Annotated in this window: 18 protein-coding genes; 8 read left to right on the top strand and 10 right to left on the bottom strand. The window is 41.1% G+C overall.

Translation table 11 applies throughout. The features are described 5' to 3' along the window. Window positions 1–24: 24 nt before the first annotated feature. The 3 genes from RMZ95_RS18445 (at window position 25) to RMZ95_RS18435 (ending at window position 4,690) form a co-directional block, all read left to right on the top strand. Complete coding sequence (locus tag RMZ95_RS18445) at window positions 25–2,157, top strand: CHAT domain-containing protein (protein WP_409883070.1); 2,133 nt, start codon at window positions 25–27, stop codon at window positions 2,155–2,157. A gap of 68 nt (window positions 2,158–2,225) precedes the next feature. Further along, window positions 2,226–2,579: a hypothetical protein gene (locus RMZ95_RS18440; protein WP_409883068.1), complete on the top strand. Its 354-nt coding sequence runs from the start codon at window positions 2,226–2,228 to the stop codon at window positions 2,577–2,579. Window positions 2,580–2,641: 62 nt separating this feature from the next. Then, the gene (locus RMZ95_RS18435; protein ID WP_409883066.1) at window positions 2,642–4,690 is read left to right on the top strand and encodes a right-handed parallel beta-helix repeat-containing protein; all 2,049 of its coding nucleotides are present in this window, start codon (window positions 2,642–2,644) and stop codon (window positions 4,688–4,690) included. A gap of 20 nt (window positions 4,691–4,710) precedes the next feature. On the opposite strand, the gene RMZ95_RS18430 is transcribed toward RMZ95_RS18435, so the two are convergent. The 4 genes from RMZ95_RS18430 to RMZ95_RS18415 form a co-directional block, all read right to left on the bottom strand. Next, window positions 4,711–7,017, bottom strand: a complete 2,307-nt coding sequence (locus tag RMZ95_RS18430; protein WP_409883064.1) for an AAA family ATPase — start codon at window positions 7,015–7,017, stop codon at window positions 4,711–4,713. 182 nt (window positions 7,018–7,199) lie between these two features. Next, complete coding sequence (locus RMZ95_RS18425; RefSeq protein WP_409883062.1) at window positions 7,200–7,907, bottom strand: hypothetical protein; 708 nt, start codon at window positions 7,905–7,907, stop codon at window positions 7,200–7,202. Further along, entirely contained in the window at window positions 7,870–9,225 is a 1,356-nt protein-coding gene (dnaB, locus tag RMZ95_RS18420; protein WP_409883060.1) for a replicative DNA helicase, read from the bottom strand. Before dnaB ends, RMZ95_RS18425 begins: the two co-directional genes overlap by 38 nt. Beyond that, entirely contained in the window at window positions 9,222–10,115 is an 894-nt protein-coding gene (locus RMZ95_RS18415) for a MarR family transcriptional regulator (RefSeq protein WP_409883058.1), read from the bottom strand. The genes dnaB and RMZ95_RS18415 overlap by 4 nt, the downstream gene beginning before the upstream one ends. A 283-nt stretch (window positions 10,116–10,398) precedes the next feature. Between RMZ95_RS18415 and RMZ95_RS18410 the strand changes: the two genes are divergently transcribed. The 3 genes from RMZ95_RS18410 (at window position 10,399) to RMZ95_RS18400 (ending at window position 12,664) form a co-directional block, all read left to right on the top strand. Further along, window positions 10,399–10,773, top strand: a complete 375-nt coding sequence (locus tag RMZ95_RS18410) for a hypothetical protein (RefSeq protein ID WP_069069515.1) — start codon at window positions 10,399–10,401, stop codon at window positions 10,771–10,773. A gap of 558 nt (window positions 10,774–11,331) precedes the next feature. After that, window positions 11,332–11,613, top strand: a complete 282-nt coding sequence (locus tag RMZ95_RS18405) for a recombinase family protein (RefSeq protein ID WP_409883055.1) — start codon at window positions 11,332–11,334, stop codon at window positions 11,611–11,613. Continuing rightward, window positions 11,498–12,664 carry an RNA-guided endonuclease InsQ/TnpB family protein gene (locus RMZ95_RS18400; protein ID WP_409883149.1) on the top strand — a complete coding sequence of 389 codons (1,167 nt, stop codon included), beginning with the start codon at window positions 11,498–11,500 and terminating at the stop codon, window positions 12,662–12,664. Before RMZ95_RS18405 ends, RMZ95_RS18400 begins: the two co-directional genes overlap by 116 nt. 29 nt (window positions 12,665–12,693) lie before the next feature. On the opposite strand, the gene RMZ95_RS18395 is transcribed toward RMZ95_RS18400, so the two are convergent. Further along, a complete protein-coding gene (locus RMZ95_RS18395) occupies window positions 12,694–13,152 on the bottom strand; it encodes a hypothetical protein (RefSeq protein ID WP_409883053.1) in 459 nt (152 codons plus the stop codon). After that, on the bottom strand, window positions 13,145–13,909 hold the full coding sequence (locus RMZ95_RS18390) for a ParA family protein (RefSeq protein WP_409883051.1): 765 nt from the start codon (window positions 13,907–13,909) through the stop codon (window positions 13,145–13,147). The genes RMZ95_RS18395 and RMZ95_RS18390 overlap by 8 nt, the downstream gene beginning before the upstream one ends. 604 nt (window positions 13,910–14,513) lie before the next feature. On the opposite strand from RMZ95_RS18390, the gene RMZ95_RS18385 reads away from it, so the two are divergent. Next, on the top strand, window positions 14,514–15,473 hold the full coding sequence (locus RMZ95_RS18385) for a ParM/StbA family protein (protein WP_409883049.1): 960 nt from the start codon (window positions 14,514–14,516) through the stop codon (window positions 15,471–15,473). 10 nt (window positions 15,474–15,483) lie between these two features. After that, window positions 15,484–15,774: a hypothetical protein gene (locus RMZ95_RS18380; protein ID WP_409883047.1), complete on the top strand. Its 291-nt coding sequence runs from the start codon at window positions 15,484–15,486 to the stop codon at window positions 15,772–15,774. Window positions 15,775–15,817: 43 nt separating this feature from the next. Here the strand turns inward: RMZ95_RS18380 and RMZ95_RS18375 are convergent, their stop codons facing one another. From RMZ95_RS18375 to RMZ95_RS18360, 4 genes are all read right to left on the bottom strand, one after another. Next, the gene (locus tag RMZ95_RS18375) at window positions 15,818–16,540 is read right to left on the bottom strand and encodes a hypothetical protein (RefSeq protein ID WP_409883045.1); all 723 of its coding nucleotides are present in this window, start codon (window positions 16,538–16,540) and stop codon (window positions 15,818–15,820) included. After that, window positions 16,537–17,010 (bottom strand): hypothetical protein, encoded by a 474-nt coding sequence (locus RMZ95_RS18370; RefSeq protein ID WP_409883043.1) that lies wholly within the window; start codon window positions 17,008–17,010, stop codon window positions 16,537–16,539. The genes RMZ95_RS18375 and RMZ95_RS18370 overlap by 4 nt, the downstream gene beginning before the upstream one ends. Before the next feature lie 2 nt (window positions 17,011–17,012). After that, window positions 17,013–18,026, bottom strand: a complete 1,014-nt coding sequence (locus RMZ95_RS18365; protein WP_409883041.1) for a tyrosine-type recombinase/integrase — start codon at window positions 18,024–18,026, stop codon at window positions 17,013–17,015. A 250-nt stretch (window positions 18,027–18,276) separates the two neighbouring features. Further along, window positions 18,277–18,684, bottom strand: coding sequence for a four helix bundle protein (locus RMZ95_RS18360; protein ID WP_409883039.1), 408 nt, complete (start codon window positions 18,682–18,684; stop codon window positions 18,277–18,279). Window positions 18,685–19,031: the final 347 nt, after the last annotated feature.

Here is a 19,031-nt window from a genome sequence, read left to right as displayed (position 1 = left end):
AGAAGAACAAAGGAATTAACGTTAATGCAAATATCTTCAGAAATAGCACTTTTAGCGCAAATAATGATGCGGCAAAAAAACCGTAACTTAGCCTCATTTACGTTGCTTTTATGTAGTGAATCAGCCCCAGCTTCAGTAGAAGAAATTGAACGTGAGGTACTATTAGATAGTATGCTCAAAGAAGACATAGAAGCATTAACTTCTATAAAAAGGCAGAGAACTTTTAGTGAAAAATGGAAGAATTTAGAAGTAGAAAAGCGTTATAAATGTATTGAGCAAGCTTTTATTGAAGCCAAAAAAAAGACACAATACCAGCCAAAGATGGAGAGTTACAATGGACTAGCTCAACTAATTAAATATGGTTACTTTGATACTATAATCACAACCAATATTGATACTTGTTTGGAAGATGCTTTAATTAATACAGGTATAAATTTTAGCGATTGGCGAGTTTTGATTAATGGCAGAGATTCTTTAGAAATTATTAGTCAAGAACTTAAACATCCAACTCCGCGTATTAAGATTATTAAGTTGTATGGTGAATTGAATTCTAGAAAATTTGCGTTTGATTTGAAAGAAACAAAAGAATTTATTGAAAAAATTAAGCCAGTAATTCAAAATTATTTAAATGGTTCAGTTTTAATGGTTGGAGAAAGCACAATTGATAAAGAAGTTAGCAGTTGTATACCTAGTGCTAGTGTAAGTGACAAATTTTATTATGTTAATGTCAGTCAACCCCAAGATAATTCTAAGATAAGGGAGGTTTTGTTAGAACTGGAAAATCATACTATTATTTGGGGAGAACAGGCGAATTTTAGCTCATTTTTTCAAATATTAAGTCAAAAATTAATAGATTTTGAACAAATTAGCGAACTTGGTATTGATATTAATCAAAAATCTGATGAAAAAGTTTTCACAGCATTACAGTCAGAAGAACCATTAATTGAACTTTTAGAAGAAGACGATGATACATCAACGGCAACAACCACAGCAGGGGAACCTTTAGAAAATCAGGATTTATTGCTAGACGTGATTGAACCAACAACATTTTACATCCGCTACGACCAGCGTCTCACCTTTGCCGTACAAGGTAAACTCAATTATGAAAGTGGTCCAGGGGAAATTTTGGATATTGATACTGAAGATTTAAACAGTGAGCTGATGGATATGGGTCAAGACTTAGCTAATTCGCATCGTCTTCAGGAGCAAGGAAAAGAAGGGCGAGATTCTTGGCGGAGGAAGGTACAACGACAGGGTAAGCGTTTATTTAAGGATTTACTAGCCGATAAATCTAATTTAATGGAAAAGTGGGGCAAAGCCCAACAAGCAGTTCAAAGTGAATACCTCAATCTCTGCTTTATTGGTCCCCGGAATTACTTAGGAATGCCCTATGAACTTCTATACGGTGCGGATCCTTGGGCGGTTCGTTATCCAATTAGCAGACGTGTAACAGATGTAGATGTGTCTACAAAAACCCAAAGTTTTGGCACATTAGTGAGTGATTTAGTTCGGAATCAAGAGTCATTAAAAGTTCTTTTAATTGCATCAAATACGGGGGGAATTAATCCTGATACAGAAATCAAAGTTTTAGCAGAAAAGATTCAGCAAAAAGCAGATGTAATTAGACTTAAGGTTCAAATTGAGCTAGTCCCGACAGAATCCGCCTCAATTCAAAAAGTAGAGCAGTTACTAAAACAGTGTAGTTATCACATTATTCACTATGCGGGTCATAGTTATTTTGATCAAGCGACTGGCGAAGGTAGCGGTTTAATTTTTTGGGAACATCCAGAAAATCGAGGTAGCAAGCAACGCTTAACAGCCCGTGCTTTGTCTCAGCTTTTACGCGATTCTCAAACTATCTTATTTTACCTGAGTAGCTGCGTTGGTGCAGCCGTAGGAGGTGAACATCTACTGCGTGGAAACGACTATTTAGGGATTATGGATGCGATTATTCAAGCGGGTATCCCTACTGTTTTAGGATATCGTTGGTATGTTACTGACAGTGGTGCTAGGCAATTTGCCACCAAATTTTATGAATCCCTCTTAGAAACTCAATCACCTAATCGCGCTGCACTTTATGCTCGGCAAGACATCTACCGTCGCAATGCTATGGACGAAACTTGGATATCACCAATTCTCGTGGATCAAAATCTATAAATCATTTAAAGTTACATATATCATTGGTGATTAATTAGTATCAAAAAAAGAATATTAGAGGAGTTTTAATGATGAGTAAAACAGAAAATTTTGATGAAATTTATGTTGTTGGCTCTTTAGAAAATGAAACAAATGATGGCTATGGCGACGGACTGCGGACAGATTTTGGGGATATAAGTGCTAAGTTACGTGCAAGGAAAATTCAACTATCAGAATTGACTGAAAACTTTAGGCAGTTCATGTATCAAATAGAAGAATTGCTTAAGGAAACTCCTGTGGAGGTAGAGAACTTTGAGTTATCGGAGTTTGAAGTTTCTGCGGGGATTACGGCTACTGGCAAACTAGCTCTGTGGGGAATTGGAGGTGAAGCCGGGACTAAGGGTGGACTAAGGTTTGTTTTCAAACGAAAAACCTCCTCATAATTCAGGTGAATGGAATGCCAGGTGATAAAAATGTTTCTATTAAGCAATAGGTCGTCCTTGGTATGCTAGCGTCAATTCGGCAAAAAATTCGCACTGCTTACGCGGAGAATCCACACTTGGCACTATGTTACTGGTTCCATGAGTTTGATAATTATGTCAATAGTGGCAACTTTGCAGGGTGTGAAGAATTATTCAGTGAAATTGATGAGCAAGATTATCCTCCACTTGCTCCAAAAGAACAAGCTTATGTAGATAGTCGTAGAGGTGTCCTGTGGCTAAAAAAAGGGATTGAGCATCATAAACAGAGTCGGTTTGAAGAAGCGCAAAATCACTACCAACGCAGTCTAGAAATTCAGCAGCGTGTTCAGTGCAGAAATGCTCAAACTAATGTGGAGTTATTTCAAAGTGTGCTGGAAGAGGATTGCCAGAATGGAGAACCATCGTACCTCAAGTTAGACAGTTTTGCTCAAGAGTTGCATATGCTAGGAAGTAGTGAATTACTGTTGTGCGATCGCCTCAGCACATCTACCACACCAGAGGAGCGTTCTCAAATCCTATTAGCAGCCGTGCAATCTCGTCTGACTAAGCCGCTAGTGCAAGCCGTCAGATCGCCAGACGAGCAAACGCGGATGATGGGGATGGCAGGATTAGGACGTTTTAAACAAATCAATCAGATACAGGTACTTCTAGACGGTTTGTACGACTCTAACTGGTTTGTGCGTTGGCGAGCTGCTGAAGCACTGGCACACCAAATAGTTACCTGCTCAACCTGTAATGGTGAAAACCCAATTGGCATAAAGTTTTGTCAAGCCTGTCAAGCAGATATCAACTTAGCTGGAGTGACTACAGACTTATTTATTCAAAAATTATGTGCAGTGCTAGATCGAGAAACATCTCCAGATGTACGGCGGATACTGGTGATGCTGTTGGGACAAACAAACAACACTGGTGTAACTCTAACACTGCTAGCAGCACTCGACGATTTGGATGCAGATGTGCGGATTGCTGTGATTGAAGCATTGGTAAAAATTGGTGTTCCCTCTGGTGCGATCGCCAAGCTTCAGAATGTAAGTGACAGTAAAAGCTTATTAGGCGGTAGCATCAAGGAGACGTTGGAAAAAATTATCGGCACGATCGCCGAGCAGTCACTTCGCTCTGAAACTGCGATCGCCACGTACATCGTTTCTCAACATGGAGATGGCGATTATGGCACCATTAGTGAGGCGATCGCCAGTGTACCACCAGGCAGCCGCCTCCTTGTGCAGCCTGGTTTATACAACGAAGGACTGATTATCAATAAGCCACTAGAAATTATTGGTGAAGGTTCGATTACAGATATCATTATCGAGAGTCATAGCTCCAGTTGTATTTTAATGCAGACCAAATACGCTCTGGTGCGTGGCTTTACCTTGCATGGAAAAGCAGAAAAATGCTACGTGGTAGATATTCCTCAAGGACAGCTCGTATTAGAGGATTGCGACATTACTGGTGATTATCTTTCTTGCGTGGCAATTCATGGTTATACAGCCAATCCTGTTATCCGTCGCTGTCAAATTCACGATGGCAAAAACAGTGGCATTTATTGTTGGGAAAATAGCCAGGGAATAATCGAAGACTGCGATATTAGAAACAATGCCACGTGTGAGGTGACAATTGAACAGGGAGCTAATCCCACGATTCGCCGTTGTCATATCCATGATGGTAAGCAGTGCGGCATTCTGATCCGCGATCGGGGTCGAGGAACGGTAGAAAATTGTGAGATTTTTGGTAATAGCTTTGCAGGAATAGAAATCAATACGGGATCTGACCCCAAAATTCACAAATGTCGCATTTACGCTAGTAAGGCCAATGGTGTATCTGTCTATCAGAAAGGACGAGGCACTATTTTTGATTGCCAAATTTTTGAGAATGCGAATGCGGGGGTGGCAATTGCAAAAGCTGCTGACCCCACAATTTACCAATGCCTGATTAATCAGAATCAATATCAGGCAGTATGGGTATATGACAATGGTGCAGGTAGGGTAGAAAATTGTGATTTAACTGGCAATAGTCATGGTGCATGGAACATTGGTGCTAACTGTGAGGTGTACCGTAGTGGAAATCAAGAATAAAAACAAAATAGTTAACTGGCTTAATAAATTCTTTGTTTCTCCATACTCCAAGGATCTTGTTTTTCCTCTCCCAGGTAAATATTTACAGATTTAATTTCTTCTTGCAATTGATTGGTTGCCAGTTGTTCTGCATTTTCCTTAAACTCTTCTTGCATTGCATCTTTCAAATCATTTAGTTCCAGACCAAGTTGGTGACTACCACGAGTAGCAATCTGCCGTTTCAAAGCCATCTTCTTGCCTCGAGAAACAATGCTCACTAAAACTGCTCCACTAACGTAAATGCTGAGAGGAAATTTGTGATACTTCCCTGCTTTTGTTACCACCTCTAAGTAACTATTAACGGAAAAGAGGAATTCTACTGTATCCACAATTATTTCCTCTGCTAGTTGCTCTCGTAGTGCTACTTCCTCAATAAATTTCCTGACTTGCTCATCTGCACATAAATTAATTAAATTCTGGCTTTCTTGCTTTGCCTTGCGAACATCAAATTTATCAGGAATTGCGGCAATTATTTGGTCTAGTAATCCGCTCAGATTTTGACCCAACTTGTTAAGTGTTTTTTGCACAATATGAGGTTTAAAGGTCAAAACAGGAACAGGAGAAACTGTTGAATCGGTAAAGTTTATTAAACCGTAAGGCTGTAGTGGCAAATCAGGTGTTAAGTGAAGCGCCAAAATTGCTATTGCTGAATCACGCGAAGGTGGATCAATCTTAATTTTAATATCTAAGCGTCCAGGTCGTTGAATAGCTGGATCAATCATGTCTGGTCGGTTACTAGCTCCGATAATCACTATATTCTCTGTGGCTTCAACTCCATCCATTTCCGCGAGAAACTGAGGCACAATAGTTGTTTCGACATCAGATGAACGTCCTGAACCCCTAGTGCGAAACATTGCCTCCATTTCGTCAAAAAAGATAACTACTGGCGTATAGAAAGTAGCACGGCGTTTTGCTTCTGCAAATATTTTGCGAATGCGGTTTTCTGTTTCACCCACATACTTGTTCAGAAGTTCTGGGCCTTTGACATTCAAGAAGAAACTGCGGATTCCATCCTCACGTCGCAGGATATTCTGAATTCGTTCTAAAGAGTTATTGATATCTTCCAAATCGATATTACTCAGGTGTAAATCTGCTACTAATTGCTGCTGTGCCTCCTTTGAGGAAATATTGTTCTGGATTAGAGCAACGGTTTCTAGCGATCGAGAATTATTTGCGAGTTGTTGATAAGCAACTAGAGCATCCTGATTATCAGGATTTTTGCTGAGTTCTTGATAGAGAATAATTTTTTGTTCTACCTCCTGAAGATGGCTGCGGATGCTTTGTGTCAAACTATTAGCTACTGCCTTGGCAATCATGGTTTTACCACAGCCAGGAGGCCCATATAATAAAATTCCTTTGGGACGGACAAGTTGATATTCTTCAAACAACTTTTGGTAGACGTAGGGTAGTTCGATCGCATCCTTAATTGCTTCTGTCTGGTCATCTAGTCCCCCGATATCTTCGTAGGTAACATCTGGCACTTCTTCCAAAGTTAAGCCGCCAGTTTGATAGCTTGGCAGCTTTTCAAAAGCAAACTGTAGCCTTGTATCTACCCGGATCAAGTCCCCAATTTCTACACCTTCTTGAAAAAGGCGATCGCTAATTTCTACGACAATCCCATCATTACCACCACTACGAATATGTAGGCGAGGTTTAACTTTAGCTATTGCCAATTTCTGACTTTCATCAAGTTGTATTATGTTTCCGGGATACAAAGATTTACGCAGATATGGCTCACAATCAACCTCAAACTTATTACCATCTAGCGACTGTACGCGCACTGGCTTATCATCTGTGGGAACATTCACTACTCTGGCTGTGCCAACTGGACTGATCACGTTAACGACTTCTGCCGTTTCCCCGCGCATCACCTGTTCATTGTCTACGCCTATAACATTTAAAACTTTGTTGAAAATTAGTTGTTGACCTTCAGATAGTTCTTCTGCTGTGATCTCATCAGCAGCCAGTTTGACTTCATATCTTTGTCCACGCACTCCAACAACTATCTCACGTTCATTTTCGCTACCAGATATAGCGGCTCTAGTTGGGCATTTACCTAGAAAGATCCCATATTCAAGAGGAGGTTCGATTAATTCGGCGCTCTGTTTTTGCAATTCGTCAATTTTTGACTTCAAACGTGGAAACTCTTCCAGTGGTGTTCGGATTTTATCCAGAAACTGCCGGAGTTCTGTGAGTGAACTACGCTCTTGTGGCAGGCTATTGCTGGTGATTACCTTTAAAATAAGAGCTTTCCAACTGTCAAGGTTGCGTAAATCAATATCGTCCATTTGTGAACTCGCTGACTTTAAACATATTTAGAAATGCAGGAAGACGAAAACGCGATCACTTATCTGAGAGATAAATTACAAAGCTTGTTGGCATAAATTTAAGTAAAAATGATAATTATTATTGTAAACCTGTAATAGACTTACCCGGTATTTACAATTTACGCGATTTTTATGAAGTTTTTCTATAATTTTACTCGCAATATTGACAAAATCTCTCTAACTGGCGCTTTATCTGCTTCTAGCTTCTCTATTCTGCTTAATAGTCGTTTTGGAATATACTTGCACTTTTTAACAAGCCGATCGCCATCTTTCCAAAACTCATAGTGATACCAAGCTTGGGGATAATCTTTGCCGTGAAGGGTGATGGTTTTCCACTGAATGGAGCCACTACCCAATCCTTTGTCCCGTCTAGTTTTACTAGGGCTATCTTTACTGGGGGGTATTTCTGACTGCTCGACATCGTTACTAGGGCTATTTTCCATATCCCCCAGTAATGTGTTTTTACTAGGGCTAGGCACAACACCCAGTAATACCAAAATTTCTCTAATTGGGCGCTTCTTGAACTCTGCTTCTTGAATATCCCCAAGTAAATGCTTAGGGATGTACTTGGTCTTCTTTCTCCCTTTTTCTTGCCAATGATAGTAAGCCTGGGGATAGTCCTTTCCACCCTTAGTAATGGTGCGCCAATGAATAGTGCCGTTACCCTCACCCCAATTTCTACGCTTTTTACTAGGGCTATCTTTACTGGGGGATATCTGTATTTGTTCAGAGTTTTTACTAGGGCTATCATCAATACCCCCCAGTAAAAATTCCGACGCAGGAGGGGGATGATTTTGACAGCAGTTTGAGGACTCAGATATTACATGAGCGCAAATTCTGTATAATTCCATAAGACTTGTCAAAAAATACCGTTGCTGTGCCTGTTTCACCGTGTCGAGCCTTAGCCATGATGAGTTCTAATATTCCTTGGTCTGTAGTGTCTGGGTTGTAGTACTCATCCCGGTAAGCAAGAATAATATTGTCTGCCACCATTTCTAAAATTCCCGATTGGCTAAGGTCGCTCATCATTGGGCGCTTATTCTGTCTGCCATCAACTCCCCTAGAGATTTGCGACAGTGCTAACACGGGTACATCCAATTCCCCTGCCATTTTGTAAAGTCCCCTGGCTACATCTCCCAATTCATAGCTGCGGTTGCCTCCAGAGTCCTCTGCCATCATTTGCAGGTAATCAACTACAACTAGCCCCAGTTTTCCCTCTTTAGCCTTAATTTGGCGGCATTCTGAAGCAATTTGTGAAACGGTGATGCCCCTTGAGTCATTCATATACAGCGGTAATTCTGAAGCAACACCGACGATTTTGGCAATGCTTGTAAATTCCCAGTCTGCTAGGGGTTTATTACCTGAGCGATGTCTGCGGATGCGATCGCTTTTTAGTGGCGTTAACTCTAAATGCTTATAGGCGTTGCTAACACTAATTAAACTCCACAGCCTGTACTCCAATTGTTGCTTTGTCATCTCCAAGGAGAAGATGACCACAGGTAGCTCATGGAACAGTATCATTTGGAAAGCCAAAAACAAGGCGATCTGAGACTTTCCCATTGATGGCCTACCCGCAACTATGGTGAGTGTGCCGCTTTCAAATCCCACCATCAAATTATCCAGTTCATGAAGTCCTGTAGGGTAAATGGGGTTTCCTGAATTTAAATCCTCGTAAGCAGCAACGTTAATCGTGCTGTTATGTTCAGTGTTTGAAGATAGGGTTTGATTAGATAATTGGAAAATTTTCTGTTCTGATTGGTCAAGGATTTGTGGTAACTCAGTTTCTGTCTCGTAACCGAGATGTACAATTTCATTTCCAGCCTTGATTAACTGTCTACGCGCGAATTTGTCCATTACCAACTCGGCTAAAGTGTCAATGTTGACAGCTGACACTGTGCGGTCTACCAGAGTTGCTAATTTATTTCTCCCACCGATACGGACTAGTAAATCGTGGTCAGTAAGCCAAGCTGTAACTGTGAGTAAATCAGTGGGTTTACCAGAGCAATAAAGGCGCTGCACGGCTTGATAGATATCTTTATGGGCGCTAATGTAAAAGGCTTCGGGAACTAAGCGATCGCTCACTCTATCGATTGCTTCTGGGTCAAGCATGATACCGCCTAAAATCGCCTCTTCCGCTTCGATGTTTTGGGGTGGCAGTTTATCAATCATGTCGCACCGCCAGTATTCTCAGCGAGATTTTGACTTTGCGACTCTTCCCAAGCTCTTTGAGCTTGTCGCTGTCGTTCCTCGAGTTCTCGACGGAATTCATCTCGAGCATTTTTTGTTTCAGTTTTTTTGGCTTGTACCTGTTTTGAAGCCAGATATTTTTCGTAATAAACCTCCCAGCGATTCCTTCCGGCTTTGTTTTTGTGAGCTAACCAAGCCTCAATGTCATTCACTGGCTGGCTAAGATTTTTGGTTTTTTCCTCACAAAATGCTAGAAAATTCGCTCGCTCGTCTTCTGAGAGAGTCTTTATAAAGTCTAAATAATTCTTATTGATCTTAGGGTTTTGAAATTCTCTCTCCACAAGGCTTTCAGCCTCTGCATGGTGCGTGGCGATCGCGCATGGTGCGTCATGATCCATCGTGGTGCGTGGTGATCCACTGTGGTGTGTGGCGATCGCACTCGGTGCGTCATCACACCTTGGGTGCATCATTACACCATCGGTGTCTTCACACACCATTGGTGCGTCATCACACCTTGGGTGCATCATTACACCATCGGTGTCTTCAATAAATTCGGGTGTGTCATTGCACCATAATCCCTTTGGTTTCACCTTGGTTCTGACTTGCAATAGCTCTAGATCAATGAATCCCTTTGCGTCTAATTCCTTAAGAGCGCGGCTTACAGTTTGCCTGTGGACTATCCGCTCTGGTGCTGACAGCTGACGAGCTACCTCAGCGGCATTGATGTCAATCCCTTGGTTATAAGGGTCAATGGTTCGGATGTAGTATAGGACATCCCTCTGTGCTGGTGTGAGTTCACGGCAGGCTTTCAGCCATTCTTCATGCTTAAGTGGATAGAAACGTCCCTGAATTTTTGAATTTGGTTGTGTCACAATTTTGTTAATACCAATGAAAATACAAAATTTCACCTCGATCCGTTGGGATAGAGACTAATTTTTTAGGTGTCCATCATTAACACTTAGTCAACGAATTTTTATATTCAATCGTGACAAGGTATTTATTTGATGGCTATGCTAGTAATGTGAAGATTAAAGATATGTCTGGGAAAAAGCACTCCTAGCAAGAGTTTGGTAAGATTAGGGTATACATCATCGTTGTCGTTTAATCAAACATCAAATAGTATAACCGTTAAACTTAAGTATAATTAGCAAAGCAATGCAAAGTTTTGTATCAGAAAAAACACAAAGTTATCAGCAGTTATTCGATGAGATGATGAATCGCTTCAATTTGGAAGCGAAGAAAACTGCTGAACAGGCTAAAGTGTCAGAAGTAATGTTATCCCGCTTTCGTCGCGGGAAGGCGGATCTAGGAGCATCAAAACTAATAGCGCTACTTTTGGCTATTCCGGTAGAAGCTAGGGTGTGGTATTTATCTGAGTTATTTGGTCAGAGGCCAGGAATTAGCCTGCGATCGCTGATTGCTGAAGCACCTCCAGAAGAACAAGCTGAAGTTTTACGACTAATTGCTGATATTTTTGTGAATAACAGCCGTGAGGCTACAGAACCAGTGCAGTTCCTTAAAGCTTTATAACTCACCCTTTGCAATAGAATTTAACTAAGAGTAATTATCCACCAAGTTGCAAATATCCAGCAATTCTCATTATGAGAATTACTGCTTTTTCCTACAACATCCCAGATATTAGTGCAATTACCTTAACCTCTCACGGATGGATTAGGGTTAGCCAATAGCTAACTATTTGCTAACAATAGATTACGTATACTAACAAATGCTTCTCGTAGTGGTACATAAACCATACCACTACGAGAAGCAGTCAAAAGACTTGGACTGCATCCAAACACTTTAAAGAAGTACGCAGGTAATGGCAAGATCGAAAGCATCAAAAACGAGGCAGGGCAAAGACTGTTTAACGTCGAGTCTTACCTCCGTGGTGCAAGCCAGAAGCTCTCCTTTATTTGTTACTGCCGAGTCAGTTCAACCAAACAACGAGACGACCTTGGTAGACAAATTGCTTACATGCAATCACTCTACCCAGATGCCGAAATCAGACGCTCCTTACGTCGCTAACGCTTCGCTATCAAAGACATTGGCAGTGGAATCAACTTCAAGCGGAAAGGACTGCAAGCCTTATTGGACAGACTTATGCGAGGAGATAAGCTCACGCTTGTTATTGCCTGTCGTGACCGGCTCGCAAGGTTTGGATTCGAGCTTATTCAGTACATGGTCGAGCAAAACGGTGGACAAATCGTGGTTCTCGACAATACTGTACACTGCCCCGAATCAGAACTTACCTCGGATCTTCTCTCCATCCTCTACGTCTTCTCTTGTCGGATGCACGGATTCAGGAAGTACAGTAAAAAAATCAAGGAAGATCCGGATCTTCCTCACGGCGGCACAAAGGCAGATTCTTAAATCTTGGTTTGGTGTGTCTAGATTTGTCTATAACACTACTGTTAAATCGCTGCAAGATTCTAGCATCAAGGCTAACTGGAAAGCGATTAAGACTGACATATTGAATGGACTACCAGAATGGAGTAAATCAGTCCCTTATCAAATTAAATCAATCGCCATCAAAGATGCCTGTAAAGCTGTTAGTAACGCCAAGAAAAAATTTAAAAATGGTGGTGGTATTAGCAAGGTTAGATTTAGGTCAAGGAAAGACACTGTACAATCTTGCTACATTCCCAAGTCTGCGGTAAAAGACTTAGGTATTTACCACACTATATTAGGTGAGGCAATCTTCAAAGAAGCCTTGCCGCAAAGCTTTGGCGACTGTCGTTTAATATTTGCCTACCGTGATTACTATCTGACAGTTCCAGAGAACGTGCCACAAGAAAAATCTGATAACCAAGGACGCGTTGTGGCACTTGACCCCGGCATCAGGACGTTTATCACATTCTTTTCTGAATCTAGTTTTGGTGAAATTGGAACAGCTGCTAATTTGCAAATTCAGAAGCTATGCTTCCGCTTAGATAAGTTAATTTCTAAACTCACCAAAGCTAAATGCAAACAGAAAAGAAGAATGAAACTTGCGGCAAGTTCACTACGAGGTAAAATCAAAAATCTTGTAGACGAACTGCACAAGAAAACTGCTCGATTTTTGGTTGACAACTTTGACATTATTTTGCTACCAACTTTTGAAACATCTCAGATGTCTAAGAAAGCAAAGCGGCGAATTAGGTCAAAGTCAGTACGCCAGATGTTAACACTCTCCCACTACCGATTTAAGCAGTTTCTTAAACACAAAGCTTTTGAAACTAGCAAGTCAGTTATGGATGTTAACGAGGCATACACATCAAAAACAGTCAGTTGGACTGGTGAAATAATCCCCAATCTTGGTGGCGCTAAATTCGTCAAGTCTCCATCTGATGGGCAAGTGATGAGCCGGGATCTAAATGGTGCGCGAGGGATTTTCCTTCGTGCATTGGTTGATACGCCCTCTCTCCAAGAGTGTATTTGTTAATGAATGTTAGCAAAAAGGTATCGGTTAACTTAATCGTTAACGTTGATTTTCTTAGCCAATGTCTGAAATTTGCGTTGTTCACCAGCTTGTTTACGCTGTTGATAACGTTTTCTAGCTTGCTTTAGTACCTCTTGCAATAATTCCTCATTTTCTGAGCAGACGAGAAATGCAGCTTCTAGGAAAGTATCTCTAGTAATTTTATTTACATTGCAAAAGCTATCTAGGTTGGTATCAATGTCCTGTTCTAACCTGATTGTTCGCCTGATGATCTGGGGTAACTCTAACTGCTGTTCTTGATTAGAAGTGCTTACCTTATCGTTTATAACTTCCTCACTATCTAAATCTGGTTTTGGTTTTTCAGGTAAATGACTAAATTCAGTAATTTCGTCATTTAGTAAGTTATCATGTTGTACTTTTACAAGTGTTGTATCCCGTGCTGGAACACTTGGACGTGTCTTTTTCTTAAGGCGCTCAAAAACATCAGACATTCTTTTGTAACCTCTCGATAATTTGTTGGAAGGGAGTTTCGAGTTGTTCAAAGCCTAGAGAGGACAAACTTACACCTTTATCTATGGCCTTTTTAAATTGTTCAGATTCTAAAATTGAAGGTAAAACGACTATTCCTTCGGCAATTGTTCGCATTGCACTGATACTCGCCTTACTTTGTGCGACTTGGTTATTACCTACCCATTTATCTCTGAATGGCAAGATGCCAAGCACTATCCCTGAAAAAGCATCAATTTCTTGAAGTTCCTCAACTAAACTCAGAGTTCGGATGAGAGAATTGACACCCTTGGATGATGCTTCTACAGGAATAATGATACGGTCAGCAGCCCCCAACGATGTAAGGCAGATTTGCGATCGCTGAGGTGGCGCATCGACAATGCAGTATTGGAATAAATCTGATACCTCTTTTAAGCGTTTGCTCAGAACAATAGCTCCCATACCGCTCCCAGACAAAAATTCTTGAGCATTATCTAATCCATCATCAGCAGGAATTAACCATAGGTTTTCTCCGATTTCATAAATACCGTCTTCAGTATTGATCTGTTTTTTGAGAACTTCTAGAAGCGTGGGTTGATTCTGCTGAACTTCGTGTCCCAGGTAAAAAGTTAGGTTCGCTTGGGGATCGGCATCAATCATCAGTACACGCTGTCCTGTTTGAGCAAGCATTCTACCCAACAAGATTGCAACAGTTGTTTTTCCCTGGCCACCGGACAAGGATGCACAAGTAAGAATTAACATTTTACTGACTACCATCAGCATTGTGTAAATTAGTCAATATCATAATGCATAATGTCATTTTTGCATTATTTAGTCATTATACAATTTAGTCATTTAAGAGTGACTAAATTTTGTGGAGCGCTATTTAGTAATTATTTTAGCTCCCAAAAAGCCCTACTATTCGGGAAGATAACTGTAAATATAGGTTTTTAGCCTGTTTACTTATTACTGATTTTAGTCAAGACAGAATTTAGTCATTACGAAATGGTAAAAATTAGTAATGTTCTAATCTAGTAAACTAATTTTCTTTTATTCATAAAAACACTTCAAAAACTACCTTGGGGGCTATGTGGGGGCTATATGCACCCCAAAGATGATTTAGGAGTTTGATGCAAATTTGACTCCTATATAGGGTACTTATAGGGGCTAAGTGGGGTACAAAGTACAAAAGAGTTAAATGTACCCCACTTAGCCCCCAAGAAGGTATGATAAGCTCTTGAGGTTAAATAAAAAAGGGACAGAGGTCTGGGCAAAAACTTATAGCAAGTTATTTTTCTTTTACCTACTTTTCTATATCACCTGAACGGATAACTTTTACAAATAAAAACGTATTAACTTGAAGCCTGTGTCAAACATTCATACCTTGCAAAAAATTTTTCCTGCTGGCTTTGACAACGGTTACGGAAGCCTGAAACTTTTAGTCGATGGCTTTGAAGTCGTTCGTGTGCCTAGTTATATTTCCACAGCCGAAATGGAAGACGTACCAGGGAGGGTAGTTTTTAACGGTAGTGCTTACACTGTTGGAGAATCAGCTTTCCGTACAGGGAATTATTTTGACCGCAACACCGATAACAATAAAAATAAAGTCAATAATGCGTTGTTGACATTATTGGGTGCATTGGCACATCTACCACACCGTAGGGCTTGGCATTTAAAATTAGTCGTTAGCTTACATGATATTGGTTTGGCTGATGAATTGCAAAAAGTACTAAGTGGAGAATATCAGCCGATACTTGCTGGCAAACAATCAGAAGTGAAAGTAGAAGTGTTGAAAGTAGTACTAGAAGGGATGGGTGCATTGTTTGGGCATCAATTACCGAAAAAATTAACTATTTTAGACTTTGGTAATGGTACGACCCTGTATTCTCGTTACAACCAGGGAAAAAGAGAAGTTCACACCGCCTACCCCATCGGTGTAGAAGTTCTTCTCGATGATATTTCCCAAAAAATGAAACATTTAAATGGAGGAAAAATTGGGGATGCTTCCAAGATCCGGTTTTGTCTTGAGATGGGGCATACCAGGTACAGCCGTGACATCGATATCAAAGATATATACAGTGCTTGTTTGAAAGATTGGTATGAAAAATATTTGAAGAAAGTAGTGAATTTGACACTTGATGCCAAACACCAAGGGGATGAAATCTGGGCGATAGGTGGAGGTTGCTTGTTACCAGGGTTCAAGAAGCTCTTAGAGAAGAACGGGTTTAAAATTCTGGACAATCCAGTGGAAGCGAATGTCTTTGGGCTTTTAGAAATGGCAAAAACCATTAGCAGCAAGAATCCAACAACTACATCTCTTAAGTGAAGTTAGAACAATGGTAGACAAACAAGACTTGGCTCCGATAAAAATTCGGCTCAAAGATAATTACCGAGAACGCATATTTGCAGAATCCCAAAAACTAGATAAAAGTTACCTGGAGACGCTTTATTTTATTATTGATTGCTATTTTGTTTTTATAAAAGCTGGATTACCCATACAACAAGTAGCTTTCACTCCGCTGACTACTGATGAAAACAGACTCCAGCAGCCGACTTCACAACCATCTACAGACGCTAAGCAAGAGGATTCTGATGACCAAACCTTCACTCTTGATTTTGAGTTGTAAGGGAAATATAAGGCTGTAAATTAAGTCGGAAGTCGGAAGTAACTCACTTCCGACTTCCGACTTTTGAATGCTGTACAATCCTGTTGTTGCTGGTCATAGTTTCTGAGCTTTTCACCCAGACATTATGGTTGTGATAAAAATCACCACGCTGTTCTAGTGTAAACCCACCCAGCAATAGTCCCAACCATACTTCTACCATCGGCATTTGCAACACACGTTGGAGTTTAACTAAAGAAATCTCATCTTCTACATTTATCAGATAGTTAGCGATCGCGCTCTGCCATTTTTCCACATGTTCATCACCCGCCAGCTTGTGGATATCTTCTAAACTCGTTACCTCATCGAGCATTGCCAAAACATTTGCTTTCTCAACAGGTGCTACTACAGAATCGCCCTCCTCAGTAGGAGATGAAAATTGGTGTGATCTATGCGGTTTAAAGGTTTGTGGTGTTTCCGGTTCAATCAAATCATCTAAATCTAAGTGCATTGTTGTCCGCACTAACCCAGCAAAGAGATCAGTGCTAACAATTGGCCCCTTTGGGTTATTACGATCGCGCGTATCTTGCAACAGCATTTCTGCACGAGACTTAAGAATATCCGCAATTTGGCTGAAGGCAAGCGCTGCGGTTAATAACTGTGCCTCTAAGGGTAATTTTTCTAGCTCGGCATCTAAACATTCCCACATCGGTGCTAGTGTTGATGTCGTTGGAGATTCGGACAACTCATCAAGCACATCCCAGATTGTTAATTGGTGGTATGTGGTCATCGAAAAAATTCAGGACTTAACGGGCAAGGATTTACTGGGCAGTAGCTTGAGGCAATCTCAAACATATCTTTATATTGATATAGTGAAACACTATATTGTTTGGCAAACGCCTGTAAAACCTGATCTGTATAAGTGCGTATTTTACCCGTCGTTAACCCAAAGCAGTGAATTGGTTCTAAGCGACAAATAGGCTGTTGTCCCAGCCAGAGTTCTGCGCCCAAGGCGTGCAATGGCTTATCCCCCGGTTCTTTATATAGATACAGCACTGCAAAATATGTTGCTGGTGGTTCGACTCTTACTAAATCAATTTCTGCTGAATTCTTCTGGGAGCGGTGGCGATAAAATGAGCGGCGATTATGGCAAACTTTAGGATTCCAGCATCCATCCCCATTTGTCCCATGCAGCACCTTGGCTTTAGCTGTTGGTAACTTGGCACATAACTGGCATTTGGGATCGAGTGGCTTTGGCATATCTACTCTGCTTCCTCTTCACCAATGGCGCGATAATAAGCAGCGATCGCAGCTTCTTGTTCGCTGCGAAGGGTATAGCGCCGAAACGCTTTATCGCTTTGATGTCCCGTTAGCTTACGGGCATGGCTGGGGTCAACTCCCAATAGCAATAAGTCAGTGGCGTAGGTGTGGCGAAAGGAGTGAGGGTGCAAATCCTCAATGTGAGCTAGTTCACCGATTTTTTCTACAGCAAAGTAAATGCCGTGATAACTCAAGCGTTCACCTTTGTATGAAGCATGGTGTGAAATCATCAGTGGACTAAGGCTGTTTAACACCTCTCCTTGCTGTGAGCGTAATTGTAAATAATCTGCCACGACTTCTCGGCTTTCTTTTCGCAGTGGCACTAAGCGTGGTTCGTTGGTTTTGGTGTCCGGTAAAAACAGCAGCTTGCCATCAAATGAGCCAACATTTAACTGCACAACTTCCCCAGCCCGAAGTCCATGACTAAGGATGTGGACAAGTGCTGTATCTCGTTGTTTTGTTTCTCCCAATAACTCCAACGCTGACCATACCTGCTCCATCTGCTCTGGAGTTAAACTCTGGGCTGGTGGTAGAGGTACTTTTTCCAGTTTAATCCCCAGTGTGGGATTAGTAGCAATAATGTCAGGATACGCATAGCACATCCATTTAAAAAAGCTTTTGAGTGCCGCAACTGAGGCATTTATACTGCTTTTTGAAAGGGGATTACCTGCATCAGTCCGCAGTTCATCCCGCAGGTACTCTTTATATAGTGCAAGGTGACGCGGGCGTAGCTCATGATAGTGCAGCTCACTCCACGCCAAAAACCGCTTCAGTTCGCGTTCGTAAAGCTTGCGGCTGTTGGGTGCGAGATTGTTGCTGCGTAAAAATTCCAGAACTTTTACCCACCGAATATCGGTTGGTGGTCTTGTACTAGCCGTGCGCCCAGTCAGCGATGCTGTTTCAGCGTTCAGAGGAATAAGTTTAATCGGAGGCAACGAATCTGCGTTATAGTTCATTCTCTTCTTTAAAAGTCTTCACAAGTCGCAAGTCGCAGGTCGCAAGTCGCAAGTAATACCAATTAGAAGTTGCAAGTCGCAAGTCGCAAGTCGCAAGTATTGAATCAAGCCAGACACTCCGGGGCGAGGTTTTGAACCTTCACTTTTTTGATAAATATATTTTCATACTTTTAATAACAAGACAACTACTTACGACTTGCGACTTGCAACTTGCGACTTGATTTTTTATTCTCTATTCGGAGTTAAACTATTAATTCTCGCTTGCCGCTTCCATCCTCCTGCCGTTGGATTTGCTGCCATTCAATCTCTCTTTAATTTTGCGAGTAGAAGCAATGAGTATCCTCACTATTTCCTTAGTTTCTTGAAGCAACGAATCAAATTTACCTTTTTCAACAACTTCAGATTCAATTAAAATTTCCAACCAGTACTCAGTTTCGCGCGCTTCCTTAAGAGCTATTTCCATTTTGTGCAAGAAGTCTTTATCAGACTGAGCCGAACGAGATTCGTGTACATTAGCACCAATACTGGTACCAGAACGTAACAGTTGCTTAGAAAGGGTACGGCAAACACCCGGTTTTTCATCAAGAAAGCTACAAGCCTTGATGATTCTGACTGCATACGCTTTAGTTCTGTCAGTAATATTTGTGTCTTTATCCATACTTGTACCCGTTGTACTTTATCTTTCTTTATTTTTACTTGCGACTTGCGACTTCAACCATCATACCCGATCGCGGATACAAAATAAGTAACCCTTATCTTTTATCCGACAAAAACTACGATTGTGCGATTCGTTGATTAGTGAATCACGGTATAAGCCCGTACATAACTAATCCAACCTGACAGCAGATTACTGTCATCAAAGGTTGAACTCTCGGTTTGATGTAGGTGTAAGTCCTACCATTCAGACTCAGAATTGACTCCTTACCTGCCCACACCGAACAAGCTCGTTTCTTGTAGAGTGAAGCTGGGAACAGGGAGCAATCAGACAGCCGTTACGGGCTGACA

This window comes from Nostoc sp. DedQUE07 (genome assembly GCF_034530975.2).
GTDB lineage: Bacteria > Cyanobacteriota > Cyanobacteriia > Cyanobacteriales > Nostocaceae > Nostoc.
This window is presented reverse-complemented; position numbering and strand designations above follow the sequence as displayed.

What these genes read in the sequence shown, in the direction of transcription:
- RMZ95_RS18360 (WP_409883039.1), bottom strand. Translation starts at nt 18,684, where the DNA reads ATGGATAAAGACACAAATATTACTGACAGAACTAAAGCGTATGCAGTC.
- RMZ95_RS18445 (WP_409883070.1), top strand. Translation starts at nt 25, where the DNA reads ATGCAAATATCTTCAGAAATAGCACTTTTAGCGCAAATAATGATGCGG.
- dnaB (WP_409883060.1), bottom strand. Translation starts at nt 9,225, where the DNA reads ATGATTGATAAACTGCCACCCCAAAACATCGAAGCGGAAGAGGCGATT.
- RMZ95_RS18410 (WP_069069515.1), top strand. Translation starts at nt 10,399, where the DNA reads ATGCAAAGTTTTGTATCAGAAAAAACACAAAGTTATCAGCAGTTATTC.
- RMZ95_RS18370 (WP_409883043.1), bottom strand. Translation starts at nt 17,010, where the DNA reads ATGCCAAAGCCACTCGATCCCAAATGCCAGTTATGTGCCAAGTTACCA.
- RMZ95_RS18390 (WP_409883051.1), bottom strand. Translation starts at nt 13,909, where the DNA reads ATGTTAATTCTTACTTGTGCATCCTTGTCCGGTGGCCAGGGAAAAACA.
- RMZ95_RS18435 (WP_409883066.1), top strand. Translation starts at nt 2,642, where the DNA reads ATGCTAGCGTCAATTCGGCAAAAAATTCGCACTGCTTACGCGGAGAAT.
- RMZ95_RS18395 (WP_409883053.1), bottom strand. Translation starts at nt 13,152, where the DNA reads ATGTCTGATGTTTTTGAGCGCCTTAAGAAAAAGACACGTCCAAGTGTT.
- RMZ95_RS18365 (WP_409883041.1), bottom strand. Translation starts at nt 18,026, where the DNA reads ATGAACTATAACGCAGATTCGTTGCCTCCGATTAAACTTATTCCTCTG.
- RMZ95_RS18430 (WP_409883064.1), bottom strand. Translation starts at nt 7,017, where the DNA reads ATGGACGATATTGATTTACGCAACCTTGACAGTTGGAAAGCTCTTATT.
- RMZ95_RS18425 (WP_409883062.1), bottom strand. Translation starts at nt 7,907, where the DNA reads ATGGAATTATACAGAATTTGCGCTCATGTAATATCTGAGTCCTCAAAC.
- RMZ95_RS18375 (WP_409883045.1), bottom strand. Translation starts at nt 16,540, where the DNA reads ATGACCACATACCACCAATTAACAATCTGGGATGTGCTTGATGAGTTG.
- RMZ95_RS18440 (WP_409883068.1), top strand. Translation starts at nt 2,226, where the DNA reads ATGATGAGTAAAACAGAAAATTTTGATGAAATTTATGTTGTTGGCTCT.
- RMZ95_RS18380 (WP_409883047.1), top strand. Translation starts at nt 15,484, where the DNA reads ATGGTAGACAAACAAGACTTGGCTCCGATAAAAATTCGGCTCAAAGAT.